The 19,022-nt window shown below is 36.3% G+C and carries 13 protein-coding genes; all 13 read left to right on the top strand.

The features are described from left to right. Positions 1-252 precede the first annotated feature (252 nt). The 13 genes from B6C84_RS06450 (at position 253) to nlpI (ending at position 18,872) form a co-directional block, all read left to right on the top strand. A complete protein-coding gene (locus B6C84_RS06450; RefSeq protein ID WP_086354139.1) occupies positions 253-1,641 on the top strand; it encodes a hypothetical protein in 1,389 nt (462 codons plus the stop codon). Positions 1,642-2,459: 818 nt separating this feature from the next. Further along, positions 2,460-3,413: a type I-F CRISPR-associated endonuclease Cas1f gene (gene cas1f, locus B6C84_RS06445; protein ID WP_086319910.1), complete on the top strand. Its 954-nt coding sequence runs from the start codon at positions 2,460-2,462 to the stop codon at positions 3,411-3,413. Beyond that, positions 3,410-6,781, top strand: a complete 3,372-nt coding sequence (cas3f, locus tag B6C84_RS06440; protein WP_086354138.1) for a type I-F CRISPR-associated helicase Cas3f — start codon at positions 3,410-3,412, stop codon at positions 6,779-6,781. The genes cas1f and cas3f overlap by 4 nt, the downstream gene beginning before the upstream one ends. 507 nt (positions 6,782-7,288) lie before the next feature. Next, positions 7,289-7,612 (top strand): hypothetical protein, encoded by a 324-nt coding sequence (locus tag B6C84_RS06435; protein ID WP_133052301.1) that lies wholly within the window; start codon positions 7,289-7,291, stop codon positions 7,610-7,612. Between the two features lie 67 nt (positions 7,613-7,679). Continuing rightward, on the top strand, positions 7,680-9,056 hold the full coding sequence (gene csy1, locus B6C84_RS06430; protein WP_086354136.1) for a type I-F CRISPR-associated protein Csy1: 1,377 nt from the start codon (positions 7,680-7,682) through the stop codon (positions 9,054-9,056). Beyond that, entirely contained in the window at positions 9,056-9,973 is a 918-nt protein-coding gene (gene csy2, locus B6C84_RS06425; RefSeq protein ID WP_086354135.1) for a type I-F CRISPR-associated protein Csy2, read from the top strand. The genes csy1 and csy2 overlap by 1 nt, the downstream gene beginning before the upstream one ends. 35 nt (positions 9,974-10,008) lie before the next feature. Next, on the top strand, positions 10,009-11,022 hold the full coding sequence (gene csy3, locus B6C84_RS06420) for a type I-F CRISPR-associated protein Csy3 (protein WP_086354134.1): 1,014 nt from the start codon (positions 10,009-10,011) through the stop codon (positions 11,020-11,022). A 4-nt stretch (positions 11,023-11,026) separates the two neighbouring features. Further along, positions 11,027-11,596, top strand: coding sequence for a type I-F CRISPR-associated endoribonuclease Cas6/Csy4 (cas6f, locus tag B6C84_RS06415; protein WP_086354133.1), 570 nt, complete (start codon positions 11,027-11,029; stop codon positions 11,594-11,596). Between the two features lie 1,144 nt (positions 11,597-12,740). Continuing rightward, positions 12,741-13,982, top strand: coding sequence for a hypothetical protein (locus tag B6C84_RS06410; protein WP_133052300.1), 1,242 nt, complete (start codon positions 12,741-12,743; stop codon positions 13,980-13,982). A 241-nt stretch (positions 13,983-14,223) separates the two neighbouring features. Continuing rightward, positions 14,224-15,147 carry a LysR family transcriptional regulator gene (locus tag B6C84_RS06405; RefSeq protein ID WP_086354131.1) on the top strand — a complete coding sequence of 308 codons (924 nt, stop codon included), beginning with the start codon at positions 14,224-14,226 and terminating at the stop codon, positions 15,145-15,147. Between the two features lie 147 nt (positions 15,148-15,294). Continuing rightward, positions 15,295-15,564 carry a 30S ribosomal protein S15 gene (gene rpsO, locus B6C84_RS06400; RefSeq protein ID WP_065578587.1) on the top strand — a complete coding sequence of 90 codons (270 nt, stop codon included), beginning with the start codon at positions 15,295-15,297 and terminating at the stop codon, positions 15,562-15,564. Between the two features lie 317 nt (positions 15,565-15,881). Next, a complete protein-coding gene (gene pnp / locus B6C84_RS06395; RefSeq protein WP_086354141.1) occupies positions 15,882-17,996 on the top strand; it encodes a polyribonucleotide nucleotidyltransferase in 2,115 nt (704 codons plus the stop codon). A gap of 24 nt (positions 17,997-18,020) precedes the next feature. After that, positions 18,021-18,872, top strand: coding sequence for a lipoprotein NlpI (gene nlpI, locus B6C84_RS06390; protein ID WP_086354130.1), 852 nt, complete (start codon positions 18,021-18,023; stop codon positions 18,870-18,872). The last annotated feature ends 150 nt before the right edge of the window (positions 18,873-19,022 follow it).

The following is a 19,022-nucleotide window of genomic DNA, read 5'->3' as shown; positions in this document are numbered from 1 at the left end:
AATCATGCCATTAGGCTTAAAATTTTAAATAAATCATAAAATTGGATTGACAAGGATATCTGATATGGATTATAATTTTCAACACACAACACACAACACACAACCTGCCCAACCTATAATTTCACCTTTCTAAAGTTAAGCTCACACCGTTTATTATTTCACCGCAGTTTATTATTTCAGCAATTTCCAAAATTTCCGAAATTCCGGCAAAAATTTTCAAAATTTCTTAGTTTAGCCTGTTTATCTCGGCAGATGGTTTTGGTATTAACCGTAGTTGTTTTACAGTCTATCTCTTTTGCTAACTATGCATTAACCACTAAAACGACCAATATTATTTATGGCTCAGCACCTTATTTAACCTTTGATGGTGGTCGAACCCGGGTAACCAATACTGAAGCGCTACTCGGGATATCGCTTTCAGATGGAAGAAGATTTACTCCGACAACCAATAATTCAGAAAGAAATCCTATCGTTTTACCTGTTGTTGGTCAGAGTTTTAATGATATTGGTATGTTAGTACCAAGGGATACTGATTCTATTGCATTAAGTTCACTTATTGGCACACCGTATAATTATTGGGGAGATGATGATGGCGATGGTCAGGGAGTTAATGGTATCACCGCTACCGGTCGTTTAAATGTATCTATTGTCGATAAAAATAATCGAGCTGTTGCCCGTAATGAAGTACTGACTATTTGTAAAGCGCCATATAAATTAACCTTATCTAATGGTGAAGGTACATTAACAACACGTTATGGGGTACCTAATGAAAGTCGTTTTACGGCAGGTAATGCCACTTATTATATTAATCCTAAGGCCGCGCCAGCGATTTGTTTTGCAAGACCTGACTTAGCTTTCGGTACAGCTAACACCGCACCTGCTGACATATGGGACCCTCGTAAGGGTTTTCTAACCCAGTCAGCTACGCCGTCGTCTTATGATTTAAACTTCCCGACTACTGGTGCTAATAATTTGTATTTTGATTTAGATATTAGTGGTGTTAGTCAGGCCTTATCTTGGGCGCCGGTTTCTCATGGTGGTATTACGGCGACGATGACCAATTCAACAAGTACCAGCGTTCGAGTCACCCTAACGGGTCCTGCCGTCACAAACCGTAATCAATGGGCCTCAGAAAATCCAGGTAGAATCGATAGCCTATCTTTACCGCAGACATTTGAGTTAGTCGGTCGTGATAGTAGTGGTAATGCGGTGGTCAAATATGGATTTGTGTTAAAGCAGTGGTTTGTTCATCGTGGTCCTGAGGTGTGGGGCTATAGAGAATCTTGGTGTAATGGTCTTGGAGGATACCGTATCCCAAATGTCAAGGAGTTAACTAATGGGTCTTGTAAAGATCATTATGGGAGGGAAGGAGTGTGTACAGAGTTCGGGGCTGATCGTCCTTCTCCTAATGATACTCCTGCCAGTCGTCAAATTGGTGGAGGATTGTTCTCGGAATGGGGGGGGATGAAGAATTATAACCGGGCCGGCTTCACCGACATCTACAGCATTAGTGGCTATTTTGCGCAAGAGTTTGTGGTTGAGGGAGGTCGTCGGTTTAATCATACAGTTAGCGCGAGTGACGGTAAAATATATCGTAGTGAACATGGCTGGGCGCACCAAGGAATCTGTACCTATCCTTAACTATTATTTCTTAGTTCTTAGGTATTAAAGCTGAGGATAAGAAAAATAACGTTAGGGGGATAAAGAGCGCTTTTGTGGTGCGACATTCGCAATGTGCTGACAACTGAGAGAGGTTAGCATGGCAAACAGGGATGTTTGGCAAGGAGCGTTAACAGCGAACGCAGGCAGAAGGTAGTCACATCGTGACCACTTGCGTGGTCGCCGCGGGAGATTGTAAAGAGGGTTCGCGCCAACCCTCTTAACTCGGACGTAATTACCGTATAGAAACAACCACAAAACAACAAACGTCCGAAACTCAAACAACTAAAAAATAAAGAACTAAAAAATTTTGAGGAGAGGGGTTTTTGAAACTTAAATTCCTACTTATTGCTAACCCTTTTTTTTAACTTAAAATAAAATGATTAAAAATCAATATATTAAAAAATCACTTAAAAAAAGGGTTTTTAATAGTAAAATTGCGCCTTGTCTTTTTGCCAACTGCATTTATAGTATATTGGATTCTAGTTTACTGCCGTGTAGGTAGTTTAGAAATGCGCAACTTCTTCTAATCCAAATCCTTGCTCGTTCACTACCGTGTAGGTAGTTTAGAAAGCAAATTAACCTTGCTGTATGTTTAGCCCATGGTTCACTACCGTGTAGGTAGTTTAGAAACTAAGTCGGAATCATCGCAAACATTGATTATCGTTCACTACCGTGTAGGCAGCAAAATCATTTGTATCATCTTTTGGATAATTATAGTTATTTTAAAAAAGATCGTTTTTTACACAAAGTAATGTTATTTTATCATCATTATAAATTGAATTTACTGTCTAAATATCATGGATTTGATTCATTCGTCTGATCTTAAAACCATTTTACATTCCAAGCGTGCAAATATCTATTATTTAGAGCATTGTCGAGTTTTAGTCAATGGTGGTCGAGTTGAATATGTGACCGATCAAGGGCAGCAGTCATTATATTGGAATATTCCAATAGCCAATACCAGCTGTATTTTACTTGGTACAGGTACTTCATTAACTCAAGCTGCGGTGCGTGAACTTTCTCGAGCAGGAGTTATGATTGGCTTTTGTGGGGGAGGGGGAACGCCTCTATTTTCCTCGACAGAATCGGAATTTGCCTGCCAATTCTTTTCACCGCAAAGTGAATATCGTGCAACCGAATATCTGCAAAGTTGGTGTCAATTCTGGTTTGACGATAATCTCCGCCTACAAGCTGCGAAAACCCTTCAACAACAGCGACTCAAAATTATTCAACAATGTTGGCCGAAATTTGATTGGCAAGTTGACGATAAGCAACTCATAACGCTGTTAAACGATGCTGAAAAACAGTTCAATGATGCTACAACAAGTCAAGCATTGTTAGCTGCAGAAGGACGTATTAGTAAACGTCTTTATGGCATGGCAAATCAACTTACTTTACAAGATGATAATTTTAAACGGGAGCAAGGTTCACGTGGTAAGCATTATGATCCTGCTAATCAATTTTTAGATCATGGTAATTATTTAGCTTATGGATTAGGTGCAACAGCTTGTTGGGTATTAGGCTTACCACATGGTTTGGCTATATTACATGGCAAAACCAGACGTGGGGGGCTAGTATTTGATGCTGCTGATATTATTAAAGATGGCATTGTGTTACCACAAGCTTTTATATCAGCTAAACAAGGTGATAGTGAAAAAGAGTTCCGACAGGCATGTATTTCTCAATTTGCACAGTTAGGTGCACTGGATATGATTATTGATACATTGAAACAGATAGCAGATAAACCATGAATATTTTACTGGTTAGCCAATGCAAGAAAAATGCATTAACTCAGACACGTCGTATTATCGATCAGTTTGCTGAACGTTGTGGTGAACGAACTTGGCAAACGCCGATGACTGCCGATGGTTTACAGACACTGTATAAATTATTACGTAAAACAGCGCGAAAAAATACTGCAGTTGCTTGTTACTGGACGCATGGAAAAAATCTAACCGATCTACTCTGGATTGTTGGTGATAAAAGCCAATTTAATCAACAAGGACGAGTGCCAACTAATCGTACTAAGCGTAATATATTACGCAATGATAGTGAAAATAGTTGGCAATATGCCACATCTATCCAACTTATCGCAACCATTGCTGCGCTATTGCATGATTTGGGCAAAGCAACAGTCGGTTTTCAAGATAAATTACGGAAAAGTCGACCAGCAGGTGATCCGTTTCGTCATGAGTGGATTTCATTACAGTTATTTTTATTGATGATTCGTGATTGTACCACTAATCAAGAGGTTTTAACCCGTTTAGCTAATTTTGCTGATTATCAACAATTAAGACCTGATTGGTATAAAGAGCTAGCAAAGACAGAAAAAAACGATCTCTCTCAATTGCCATTATTGGCCCAATGGATTGGCTGGTTAATTGTGTCACACCATCGTATGCCGTTTTTAAAAACTTCGTTAGGTGGTGATAAAGATAAGAAGCTACTGAGAGATATGTTTCTATCTGGTCTAAAACTAAAAAGTTTTTTTAGCACTTTTACTGCTGTTGAAAACTGGGTTAGAAATGGAAATATACAAGACAGTGTCGATTTTTGGCAACTTAAAAGTGATATAACTTTGAGCCAATCTTGGCTTAAAAAATTAAGTCGCTATGCAAGCAAGGCAATTAATCACCCACCTTTAATGCAACTGACCACTGTTGATTCATTATTATTACATTTATCACGACTAAGTCTTATGGTTGCTGACCATAACTATTCCAGCATATCAATCAATGACAAAGAAGCCCAAAGGGTTGAAGATATTCTTATCGCCAATACCAATAAAAGCCAGCACGCCAATCAACGATTAGATGATCATCTATTAGGTGTTGCTAATTTTAGCGCTCGTTTTGCTCGCTTGCTTCCTAAAATCAACACTGAATTACCAGCAATTAATCAGCATAAACCATTTACGCAACGTACAACGATTAAACGCTTTCAATGGCAAAACCATGCTTTTGATTTAGCTAAAAGTTATCAACAATTAAGTGAGGATAATGGCTTTTTTGGCGTCAATATGGCATCGACTGGCTGTGGTAAAACCTTAGCTAATGGGCGAATTATGTATGCATTATCAAATCCACAGCGAGGGGTACGATTTACGATTGCTTTAGGATTACGAGTATTAACCTTACAAACTGGTAAAGCATTACGAGAAAGATTGCATTTGACCGATGAACATTTAGCTATTTTGGTTGGTGGTCGGGCAACAAAGACCCTATTTGAATTAGAAAATCAAGCAGAAATTGATAAAAATAAAAATAAAAATAAAAATAAAAATGATAAAGATAAAGATAAAGATAAAGATAAAGAGATTAATCCCGAAACTCGTGGTTGTGAATCGACAGAATCATTAGTCGATGAATATATTGATGTGGCAGAGAGTGGTATTGCTGACTGTGAACTCGGTACCATTATCGAAAACAGTAAGGCCCGTCAATTAATCTATGCGCCGATTGTGACATGTACCGTTGATCACTTAATGCAAGCTAGCGAATGTCTCAGAGGTGGCAAATATATTGCCCCTACCTTAAGGTTGCTTACCGCAGATTTAATTTTAGATGAACCGGATGATTTTGATCAGCGAGATTTACCTGCTTTGGCAAGGTTAGTTCATTTAGCCGGGCTTTATGGCAGTAAAGTGCTACTCTCATCTGCCACCTTAACGCCAGACCTTATTGCTGGTTTATTTGATGCTTATCAAGCCGGTCGAAAAATTTGGAATCAGAATACAGGAAGATCTAATCAGGGGATTATTTGTGGATGGTTTGATGAATATCAGCAGTCAGTCGAACAAATAGCTGATACGGTTAATTTTAAACATCATCATACGAAGTTTATCGAAAAAAGAATAGCGAAGTTGCAACAAGGGACAATTCGTCGTCGAGGACAAATTTTAGAATTATTAAATTACTCATTACATAAAAAAGAAAATTCAGATCTCGGCTATGCTCTATTGGCGCAACAGTTATTAGATCAAGCTTATCATTTTCATTTACAGCATCATCAACAAGATCCGCAAACCAACAAAAAAATTAGTCTCGGTTTAATGCGCTTTGCGCACATTGATGATGTGATGTCGCTCACTAAGCAAATCTACCAGCAAACTGAGTTACCGGCAAATGTTCAATTTCATCTGGTGGTTTATCATGCCAGACAACTGCTACTATTGCGCAGTCAATTAGAAGAAAAACTGGATAGAATTTTAAACCGTAGTGATGCTAATAAATTATTTGATCAACCTGAAATCCGTGCAGCAATAAAAAACAGTGATAAACAACATCATATTTTTATCGTCATCGGCACACCGGTTACTGAAGTTGGGCGTGACCATGATTATGATTGGGCAATTGTTGAGCCATCTTCAATGCGTTCAATTATTCAGTTAGTAGGACGAGTTTGGCGGCATAGACCGGAAAAAATAGCCAAAAGTGCCAATGTGGCGATTCTAGGCAGTAATTTAGAAGCGATGAAAAACGGCAACAATTTAGGTGTTAATAGCGCTTGCTTTACTAAACCGGGGTTTGAACAAGAACCATTGTTTTTGTTAAAAACACATAAGACTGAGCAACTGATAACGTCAGAACAATTAAAAAATATTAATGCGATTCCTCGTATTATGACTGATGCGCAAGCAGGCTTAACACTAGCAGAATTAGAACATAAGGTTATGGCAAATTTGTTTCCAATCAATGCTTGTAATAGTAATTATGTTACCAGTTATTGGCAAACTGATTTAGCACATCACCATTGTGTTCATCTACAGTTAATCTCGCCTTTTAGGCTGCAAGAGCAACCACAAGATGAGTTTATTTGCCAACTTGATGACAACGGTGAATACCGATTTAGTTATGCCGAAATCGCTTGGCAAACGCCAAATGAACTTTGTGGTGATCCGCAAAACGAAAATTTTAAATATGATAATTGGCAATTTAGCAATCCATTGATGCAGCCATGGCTTACTAATACCATTGAGCAAGCGATTACTCAAATAGCGGAATATTTTCCAGATAAAAATCATTATCGGCTAGCTAATGAATTTTGTACTATTAATCTGAATAGCAAAACACGCTGGTGCTTTCATCCCTATTTTGGTTTTTATAAAGATAGAGGTTAAAAGAAGAGGTTATTTATTATTTTTTAGAAAAATTTTATCTTTAAAAAAGGTGTTTCCTCAACTATTTTTATAGAAAATAATCAGCTGAGTTATGCATGCTAGTAATGTTTGAGTAATTACTCTATACTTAACTGCCCGTTGTATTGGTGGTTTAGAAACAAATCCACTCAGTGCGATAATTTTTTAAATTGTTCACTGCCGTGTAGGTAGTTTAGAAATATGACATTCTTTTGAATGTGAATCGAAATCATAACCGCCGAATAGGCGGTTTTTCTTATTAATCAATGTGTTAATTTTTCTTTGTGATTAATTGTTCTTATGACATTCTTTTGATATTTTTAAAAAATATTGACTAAAAATTTTGATAAAGTTAACATGACAAATATGTAATGAAAATTACATATTATTACATCTATAAAATCATGTGTAATATAAAAGAAAACCCCAAATGGGCTAGATTTGGGGTTATTTGAATTTTATCCAAAAATGTAATAGGAGGACAAAATTTTGTCAAAGGATAAAACGTTGACGATACAATGTCAAATTTCAATTGACCAATTTGTATTAAATAAATTACAAAAATTTGTAATTGATAAACAAGCTGCAAATGATGAAGTTATTCTAAGTTTAGCATCAAATTCTAATTATTATTCAATAAAAGATATTATGAAAATACTTAATATCTCAACTAGAAAAGAAGTTGAATTATTAATTAAAAATTTGCAGTTAAATAAAGAAAAATATCGTCATTTAAGCGCTAATAATGAATGGCTATATAATAATGACGCACTTAATATTTTAAAGTTATATTTGATTTATAAAGTAGCATAAAAATAAAGGCTTATACTAAAAAGTATAAGCCTTTTTTGTTTCGTTTTTACAAATATAAGGAGGGCCAATGAATAATATTTCTTGGCAAGATATAAGAAAGGTCATTGTCGACTTTCTTCAGCAACGGCTTGCTAATAACAGCAGTTATAAAAGTGAACTGACCAAATTAGAAAAAGCTAAACAAGCAGGCGATCAAAATGCTGTTAATGAATCTCAACAGAAGGTTTTAGAATTTAGTAAAAGATTTGATTTTGAAAATTGGATGGAAGATGCTGCAACTCGACGTATTTTCTGGATATCGGTGTGTAATACAACATCTAAAGGCATTCATTCTTCAAGCTTAGGCAATAATATTAACTTTTTTACAATAGCAAAACCTAATGAGCAGCAATATGTTTCTTCATTAACCCCGTTAACTATTAAAGCAGACTGTTCGGGAAACGCTGCTTCTCTTGATATATTTTCTCTTCTAAATCAAACCGTAAATAATAAAACATTATTAGAATTAATTATTGACGATCATCCAGCTGTACTAAAAGCGCTATCTGATGATGAGCAGAAAGCAGCAATCTATTTAGCCAATTTTAAAAAAGTTATTTTTAATGATTTTGAAAAACCGAAAGCTGACGAACTTAATAAGCAATTTTATTGGCCGAATAGTGAAGAGAGTTATTTGTCACAACAAGAAGATAATTATCGTTTGCTTGTTCCTCTGCATCCCACATCTTTGTGTAATGTAGTCTATCAAAAAGTACAAACCCGCTTTTCCGAAGAAAATAAAAAAGCTCGTGAACAACGGCGCTTGAAAGGAGTAGAACATCAACCTTATTTTACTTTCCATCACTTAGCAGTGGTAAAACTAGGAGGTAGTAATCCACAAGGGGTAAGTCAATTAACTAGTAATCAAGGCGGTCGTAATTTTTTATTACCTTCAATGCCACCTAAATTCGAGCGCTCTCAATTTCCGTCAATTGGTCAAAAAAAAGAAAGTGTATTTGACAATTCCTTACAGTATTTCTGCCGATTTGGTTTTCGTCTACTGTTCGATATGGTTGCTGCACCCAAAAATGTAGTTGAAGAGCGGGATAATCGAAAAGATGCCTTTGCGGTTATTTTAACTTTATTGCTTAAATTTGCTCGGAATATACAAACTTCCATGCCGGCAGGTTGGAGTCGTGATTATTCGTTGCTGATGTCACAAAAACTTTGGCTTGATCCTAATCGGGCCGAACTTGAAGATGAAGAAAACTTTAAACATCAGTATGAGCAAGGTAATTGGGTTGTTGAATTAGAAAAGGATTTTGCTTTTTGGATTAAAAATGCCTTAATAGAAAAATTCGACAATACTAAAAAACAATTCTCTGATGCTGAATCTCAAGAGTGGCGTCGCGAATTTCGCGAAGCAGTAAAAGCCAGTCAACGTAGGAAGGAGGGGATCTTCTAATGGCAGATTTAACATTCTATCTCTTTTTTGATCATGTCAAAATTCATAATGCCAATGCCATTTCTAGTCCATTAACTTATGGTTTTCCGGCTATCTCGGGCTTTTTAGGGGCGATTCATGCTTTAAATCGAAAAATTGAGTCGGATCATCCTATCTATCTGGATGGTGTATTAATCGCTTGTCATGATTGTGATGTACAAGTTTATCGACCTAATAATTATGCGGATTATACATTTCGTCTTACCCGCAATCCGTTAGCTAAAAATGGTGATACTCGTTCAATTATTGAAGAAGGTCGAGTTCATCTTGATGTCTCATTGCTAGTAGAGGTGAAAATAGACGATATGGAAACCTTATACAATACTGAGCAACAACAATCATTTATTAAGCAGATGAAGCAAAAACTTTATCAGCAACGTATTGCCGGTGGTCAGGTTATATCAATTGAAAATGTCTCATTACTTTCTTCAGATGAGTCAGATGAATCCTTATCAAAACTTTTATTACCAGCATTTGTTTTAGTAGAAGCACAGCAAGAGTTACAGGAAATCACCGCCGAGCTACAACAAAAAGATCCGAATGCTACTGCACTTGACGCGTTAGTTGAAACTGCCATGTTGCATCATCATCCGCAAGAAAAAGAGCATTGGCAAACCACATCGGTCAAGCAGGGACGAGGTTGGTTAGTACCGATACCCCTTGGTTATCAAGCTATTTCACCACTGTTTGACGCAGGAATGGTTGAACATGCCCGTAGTAATGAGCATCCAACGCAATTTGTCGAATGTATTTATGGATTAGGTAAGTGGGTATTTCCACTAAGGTTACAAGACAATTTATCACAAGCATTTTGGCGTTATAAATGCAGCGAACTGCAATCGAATGACGCAGATATTTATATTATTAATCAAGATTAATTAAACAAGTTTAGCATTGAAAAAAGGAATAAATTATGAGTAAAGATAAAATCACCACCGCATCAGTATTAGCCTTTGAACGTAGTTTTGATATTTCTGATGCCATTTTTGCCCAGCAAAATAGCCATGATGACCAAAAATTAACACCAGTTTTATTATCTGAAAAATCTGTTAGAGGTACCATTTCGAATCGGCTTAAAAATGCTTTAGCAAATGATCCGGCTAAATTAGATGCTGAAATTCAAAAAGCTAATTTACAAACAGTCGATGTTGCAGCGCTTGATGCCGATAAAGATACCTTGGTGGTTAAATGGAGCTGTAAAGTGCTACCTTTCTTAGGTTCGCCATCAGTCTGTAATGATATTGATTACCAAGAAGAGTTAACCAAAACGACTCAAAGCTATATTAAGGCTGAAGGGATGCAAGCACTAGCTAAACGTTATGCTATCAATATATTAAATGGCCGTTGGTTATGGCGTAATCGTATGGTTGCTGAACAAATCAGTATTAGCATTACTCGTAAAAAAGATGACAAAATAGCAACGATTGAAGTGAGTGATGTTAAGCAATATCAATTAAATTCATTTGATTATGATGACAAATCGGTAAATGACCTTGCCGCCTTGATTGAAGCAGGTTTATTAGGCAAAGAGTTTGTTATTTTTGATATTCAAGCCAAATTAAAAATGGGATTGGGGCAAGAGGTCTATCCATCACAAGAATTAATTTTGGATACTGGTAAAGAAAAAAGTAAAGTCCTGTATGAAAAAAATGGTCAGGCAGCAATGCACTCGCAAAAAATCAGCAATGCCATTCGAACTATTGATACTTGGTATGCTGAAAACGCCGAGTTTCCGATTGCCATTGAACCTTATGGTGCTGTTACCACTATGGGACATGCTTTTAGACAACCTAAACAAAAACAGGATTTTTATACCTTATTTGATAATTGGGTACTCAAAGGTGAAAAACCAACGCTTGAACAACAACATTATGTTATCGCAGTTCTGATTCGTGGTGGTGTATTTGGTGCTAGTGGTAAGGAGTAATATTATGCTTACTCACTATTTTGAACTACGGGCAATTCCGCAACTGGAGATAACTGAAACAGAAGTGATTAATCAAGTTATGCAATCACTGCATCAGGTGTTAGTTAATCATCAAGGCAATATTGCGGTTAGCTTTCCTTGTTATAATGTCCACAGAACATTAGGCGGAATTATCCGGTTATTTGGCGATGAAGCGCAGTTACAACAATTTAGAACTGCCTTACTACAGCAAACTGTAATTAATGATTACACCTTAGCCCTGCCAATAACATCTGTACCGACAAGTGTTAAAGGTTATTTACGGTTAATTCGTGTTAATCCTAAGGGGCAAAGTGCTTTAAGACGAGCCGAAAAACGTTTAACCGCACAAGGTAAATGGTCAGCCGAGGTAAAAAGCAAAATGGTTGAAAAATGGGGTAGCATTCATTTGAACTATCCACACCTTCATTTTGCTAGTAAAAGCACAGGGCAACATTTTATTATGTGGCTGAAACAACAAAAATGTGCAACGGCTGTTCAAGGTACATTTAATAGTTACGGACTCAGCAAAACTGCTACTGTTCCTGATTTTTAACTAAATAATAAGGGCATTATTATAATGCCCTTAACTGCCAATATCTAACCATATTAACAGCATAAATTTTGAGGAGCGTACTTTTTAAAGCTAAAAAATTTGAGGAAAGGGGGTTTTTGAAACTTAAATACCATGCAGTGTTAACCCTTTTTTTTAACTAAAAATAAACTGTTTAAAAATCAATTAATTGAAAAACTACCGAAAAAAAGGGTTTTTGCAAAGTAAAATAGATTTTGCCTTTTGCATAACGATGTTTATAGTATTTTGGGTTCTACTTCTAGGCTGCATAAGCCGTTTAGAAATAATGTCATATTTCTAAACCACCTATTCGGCGCTTCTAGGCTGCATAAGCCGTTTAGAAACCACCCCAACGCCTCGCAATTGGTGGTTGTTGCTTCTAGGCTGCATAAGCCGTTTAGAAACAGATGACATTTCTTTTAACGTCTTACCTGATCTTCTAGGCTGCATAAGCCGTTTAGAAAATTATGTTTTGACGTTGAGCAACCGAAGGGCGCTTCTAGGCTGCATAAGCCTAAAAAATTTGAGGAACGGGGTTTTTTGAGCTTAAAATCCTTAATAACTGAAATGATCTGAATAGGTAAAAATATCTAAAACTAGGTAGGCAAGAATTATGAAATAAGGTTTTTGCGGATTGATGTTGTTGAGATTAAACTTTACAAAAGTTAACAATTTAGATTCTAAAATCAGTTGCATAGATTATTTTCAGTCACTATACTTTTAGCGGATTTTAAGTACAATAATCGGCTGTTATTTAGTCAAATTAACTTAAAAAAACCAAATAAAACATGGAATTACTTGACAAGGTTGTTGTTATGAACTATAATTTTAAACACCAAACACCAAACACCAAACCTGCCCAACTTATACTTTAAATTCATCTCGTTATTGCAATCAACGTTTAGTCTTTTCTAATAATTTATTTTTTCCTCGATTTTTAAGGTTATTTTTATTTTCGCCGCTTTTTAGCGTTTTCGCCGTTACTTTAGTTTTATTCTTTTCATCAAGTAGTTATGCACTAACATCCCTAAGAGCCAGTACCGTAAAAGTTATTGCCGGCAATTCTCCCTATATTATATTAGGCGATGGTTTTAATCCTTTAACTGATTTGCGTCAAATAATAGGTTTGAATTTTCCTAATGGTCAAGGTGGTTATAATTGGATAAGCGCCTGGGATGCCGGGGTTGCCATTAAAGCGCCGCCCGGTATGCATTTTAATCAAGTCTTGTCCCATAGTGTCATCAGTGATGGTAATGCTCATCATATCCCTTATCTTACTATAGGTGATGCAGATGGTGATGAAGGGGGGGGATATGTGTCAGGTTATCTAAAAGCAACATGGTATGAAAATGGCGTACAAATTCCGTATGATAGGTTAGGTAATGAATTATGGGGTTGTGGTGGGCCGTATAAATTAAGAGTAGAGGTTTGGGATATCCAAGCTAATACCCCTTATGGTGTGCCGAATAATCGTTATTATGGTAATAGTTGGGTGGAATATACCGTCATTCCCCATAATCCCAGTATCTGCTATTTAAGACCAAATGATATGGGTAATTATGGTGGTTATGACGGAAATGTATTTCATAACTTTTGGGGCTTTTCTCGTTGGAGTGGCTTTCCGACCACGGGTTTTCAAAATGCGGCATTTACGTTAATAGGTGCAGGTGCAGACCAAAGTCGTTATCGCTGTTATTCACATAATGGGGGTGGCAAAATATGGTTATCGACCATCAATGGTTATGGTGCAAACTGCACGGTTAATTATGCGGCAGAAAAAAAATGGCAATTTATTCAAAATGGTACGCCGGTAATAACCATGGAATACTTTAACGGTCGAGATTGGATTTGGATGGATAGTTTTACCATACCGGTACCGAGTAAATGGCCATCAAAAATGGGCAATAAGAGTAATTTTACCAATCAAGTGATTCTTGACGGTATGAACGAGCCTGGAGATCGAAATGTTTGGAATGGAGGTGCTGAACATGGACAATGGGTACATGTTCCTAAAACAATTTATTACATATTGGATTATTGTAGTGGCAGAAATAGTAACAATGTAAAACGCCGAACCCAAACAGCGGAAGCGATGGATGACAATTTTCGCAGGGGATTGCTATATACGCTTGTAGAGCTTAAAGGTAATAATAATACACGAGGTTTTGTTCGTGGTTTAGGTAATTTTATGGGCGAATGGGGGGCATTGAACAGTTATAATTCACTTTGGGGAGATAAAATGTGGACAGCAGATAGAAATGATGCTTACAAGCCTTTTTATGTTCAAGTCGATGGATATGCTATTACACCAAGTATAAACCGTAATGGATTGACAATTTCAGCCAATTCAATATGTCGTGGAGATTAACCCGAGATTATGTTAATGACTACCAAAATGGCAAATATAACTTTATTTTAAAAACAATGATAAGTTGTGTTAACAATTTGAGGAGCGTACTTTTTAAAGCCCAAAATCTTCTAAAATAAAAATTTTACAATATATAGGCAGCGTAAAAACGGTTAATTGCCTTTTGCTGTACAATCTTCTAGACAATGTTTATAGTAGTTTATATTCTGAATTAATATTGGTTTTGATTACTAGCATTATTATGAAGCTTCAACAGTTACGTTACATTTTAGAAATTGCCCGTTCAGGCTCAATCAATGAGGCTGCTAAAAATTTGTATATTACTCAACCAAGTTTATCAACTGCAGTGAAGGAGTTGGAAGCTGAATTTGGTATTGAAATTTTTGTACGGACATCTAAAGGAGTTTCATTATCGACTGATGGAGTTGAATTTTTAGGTTATGCAAAACAGGTTTTAGATCAAGCTCAGTTGCTAGAACAGCACTATGCTAAAAAAGTACCTTCCAAACAATTGTGTAGAATATCTACCCAACATTATGCATTTGCGGTAAACGCTTTTGTTAATTTAATCAAAAAGAATCATACTGATGAATATGAGTTTACCCTACGTGAAACTCGTACTTACGATATTATAACTGATGTGGCTAATTTACGTAGTGAAGTAGGTATTTTGTATCTAACTGATTTTAATCAAAAAGTTATTTTACGTTTGCTTAAAGAACATCGTTTAACTTTTAATCCACTATTTGAGGCTGATCCACATGTATTTATCAGTACCCATCATCCTTTGGCGGCCATGAAGTCTTTAACATTAGATGATTTAGAGGATTTTCCCTATCTTTCATTTGAACAAGGTGAATATAACTCTTTTTATTTTTCCGAAGAGATTTTAAGTACTGTGTATCATAAAAAGAGTATTCATGTCAGTGATAGGGCAACTTTATTTAATTTATTGCATGGATTAAATGGTTATACCATTAGTACCGGTGTGCTCAGTACTGATTTAAATGGTTCAGACATTCTATCTATCCCTTTAGATGTCGAAGAAAAGATATTAATTGGCTGGATAACATCACAAAAAGCACAGCTAAGTTTATCGGCACAAAATTATATCGAAGCGTTGAAAAAGCTTATTCAAGAAGAGTATGGTTTTAAGCTCAAATAAGCGTTTGCGATTAATAAATCAAATTGCTATTTCAGTAAATTCCAGTATAATTGCGCACGATTCATATATTTATTATATGGATGCCGAGGGATGTCTGAATTAGAGATCGGTCATTCCATTTTTTATATTTATATTAAGAGGTTTATTATGTCTCTAACTGTAGAAGCTAAAGCGAAAATCGTTGCTGAATATGGTCGTGGTACTAACGACACTGGTTCAACTGAAGTTCAAGTTGCTCTTTTAACTGCACGCATTAATGACTTACAAGGTCATTTTTCTGAGCATAAAAAAGATCACCATAGCCGCCGTGGTTTATTACGCATGGTGTCTAGCCGTCGTAAATTATTAGATTATTTACGTCGTAAAGACTTTGAACGTTATAGCCAATTAATTCAAAGACTAGGTTTACGTCGCTAATTATTTATCTACTTGAAAAGAGGCCTAGGCCTCTTTTTTCGTTGTGAAAATTCAAGGCTTTGATATAATGCAGAGTCCGAAAAGCTAAATAAATGCTTTGAAGATAGAAATTAATAAAATAAAAGATTGTATCTCATGTTTCGCGCGACTAATGAGAGCTCTATAATTTATAGATTTGTCATTAGTCGTGACAGTGAAATAATCTTTTGTTTAGTATCCCACACATAGTTGAAGTGTGTATCAATATGTTCCAGCGTCATGCTGCTTCCTGTCGAAATATCAAACTTCAACGTGATTTATTACAAGAGGACATTATTTTGTTTAATCCGACATATCAAAAATTCCAATATGGTCGCCATACTGTTACTTTAGAAACGGGTATTATGGCGCGTCAAGCAACTGCTGCAGTTATGGTTAACATGGACGATACTGCGGTATTTGTCACTGTAGTTGCTAATAAAAAAGTTAAAGAAGGACAAGACTTTTTCCCTTTAACCGTTAACTATCAAGAACGTACTTATGCTGCTGGTCGTATTCCTGGTGGCTTTTTCAAACGTGAAGGTCGCCCAAGTGAAGGCGAAACATTAATTGCCCGTTTAATCGACCGTCCACTTCGTCCATTATTTCCTGAAGGTTTTGTTAATGAAATTCAAATCATTGCAACAGTGGTATCAGTGAATCCTGAAGTAAGCCCTGATTTAGTTGCTATGATTGGTGCATCAGCTGCACTTTGTTTATCTGGCGTTCCTTTCCATGGCCCAATTGGTGCTGCTCGTGTAGGCTTTATCAATGATGAATTTGTGTTAAATCCATCAGTAAAAGAATTAGCGACTAGTCGTTTAGATTTAGTTGTAGCCGGTACCAAAAGTGCGGTATTAATGGTTGAATCAGAAGCCGATTTATTAACTGAAGACCAAATGTTAGCGGCAGTGGTATTTGGCCATGATCAACAACAAGTTGTAATTGATAATATCAATGAATTTGTGGCTAAAGCGAACTGTGAAAAATGGGATTGGGTTGCACCAGCTAAAAATGAAGAGCTATTTAATGCGGTTTCTGAATTAGCCAAAGATCGTTTAGGTGAAGCTTATCGTATTACTGAAAAACAAGCTCGTTATGCGCAAATCGATTTAATTAAAGAAGAAGTGTTAGCCACACTTAAAGAAAAAGATGAAGAACTTGACGAAAATGAAGTTATTAACATTATTGTTGATTTAGAAAGCCAAATCGTTCGTCAACGTGTTATTGCTGGTGAGCCACGTATCGATGGTCGTGAAAAAGATATGATTCGTGCTCTGGATATTCGTACCAATGTATTACCAAGAACTCATGGTAGCGCATTATTTACTCGTGGTGAAACGCAAGCATTAGTTACCGCTACTTTAGGTACTGAACGTGATGCGCAGATCATTGATGAGTTAACTGGTGAATATACCGAACGCTTCCTTTTACATTATAACTTCCCTCCATATTCAGTTGGTGAAACAGGTATGGTTGGTTCACCAAAACGTCGTGAAATTGGTCATGGTCGTTTAGCTAAACGTGGTGTTGCTGCGGTAATGCCAAGCAAAGAAGAATTTCCCTACACTGTACGTGTAGTTTCTGAAATTACTGAATCTAATGGATCTTCTTCAATGGCTTCAGTTTGTGGTGCGTCATTAGCATTAATGGATGCTGGTGTTCCAATTAAATCTTCGGTTGCTGGTATTGCCATGGGCCTTGTTAAAGAAGGCGATAACTTTGTAGTATTATCTGATATTTTAGGTGATGAAGACCATCTTGGTGATATGGACTTTAAAGTAGCTGGTACCCGTGAAGGTGTAAGTGCACTACAAATGGATATCAAAATTGAAGGTATCACGAAAGAAATTATGCAAGTTGCCTTAAACCAAGCTAAAGGCGCTCGTTTGCATATTTTAGGGGTAATGGAACAAGCGATTAATAAACCTCGTCAAGAGATATCTGAATTTGCTCCTCGTATCTATACGATGAATGTTAATCCAGATAAGATCCGCGATATTATCGGTAAAGGTGGTGCAACGATTCGTGCATTAACTGAAGAAACCGGTACTACTATTGAAATTGCAGATGATGGTACAGTGAAAATTGCAGCATCGGATGGTAATAAAGCACAAGATGCAATTGCCCGTATCAATAATTTAGTTGCTGATGTTGAAATTGGTAAAATCTATACCGGTAAAGTAACACGTATTGTTGATTTTGGTGCTTTCGTATCAGTTATTGGTGGAAAAGAAGGACTTGTTCACGTTTCACAAATCGCTGATCATCGAGTGGAAAAAGTTGCTGACTACTTAAAAGTAGGTCAAGAAGTGAATGTTAAAGTACTAGAAATTGATCGCCAAGGTCGAATTCGTTTAAGTATGAAAGATGCGGTTGAGTCAGCGCCAGAAGTTGCGCCAACAGCTGAATAAAATATGATTCACTAGGAGCTTAATATGAGATTATTCAACCTGCGAATGTTGTGCTGTATTTTTGCAGTCATTATCTTGTCAGGTTGTTCTAATTCTCTGCCTTTAATTGCTGTTCCTGAGCAAGTTTCGTATGATGATGAGTTGAAAATAGCTGAAATAAGTCAACAGTTATCAAGACGAGATCTTGATACTGTTTCTCGAATGCAGCTGATTTTTGAACGAGGAATTGTTTACGATTCATTAGGTTTTAAAGCATTTGCACAAAGTGATTTTAATCACCTTTTAAGCTTCAATCCTGAGATCCCAGATGTTTATAATTTTCTTGGTACTTATGCGCTAAGAGATGGTGATTTCGATAACGCTATGATGGCATTTAATACTACACTAGAAATAGATCCATCTTATGCTTTTGGTTATTTGAATCGTGCAATTACTTTATATCGTACAGGACATTATCAAGCTGCACAGCTTGATGCACAAAAATTCTATCAATATGACGTCAACGAACCTGTTCGCGTTTTATGGCTTTATTTGATTGAAAAAGAAATAGATAAACAAGCTGCCTTAACTCAGTTACAAAATCGTTACGATAAACTAAGCGATAAAATGAGTTATGGTGGTGATATCATTGCATTTTATTTAGGTAATATTAGTGAATCTAAATTAATGCAAAACCTTCAACAAGGTGTTGAAAATGACCGGCAATTAGCCGAACGCCTATGTGAAGCGTACTTTTATTTAGGTAAATATTACCAAGGTAAAGGTAACAATGAGCGTGCCAAAATATTATTTAAATATGCTTTAGCTAATAATATTTATAACTTTGTTGAACATCAACAGGCACTCTACGAAATTAAGTTACTTGAAGAAAAGTAACAAGGGTCATGCCAGTTTTAAAAGTGAAAATATTGTTATAGCGTAGTTCTGATTTGCCCATAATATTCTCAATTATTTTTATGCTATCTATCTTTTGTATTAAATAAAGTAATTATTTAAGCAACAGTTATGCATATTTGATTGCGTGAT

The sequence above is a fragment of the Gilliamella apis genome, from assembly GCF_002142155.1.
GTDB classification, from domain to species: domain Bacteria; phylum Pseudomonadota; class Gammaproteobacteria; order Enterobacterales; family Orbaceae; genus Gilliamella; species Gilliamella apis.
Note: the sequence above shows the minus strand (reverse complement) of the source record. Positions and strands in the feature narration are given on the sequence as shown.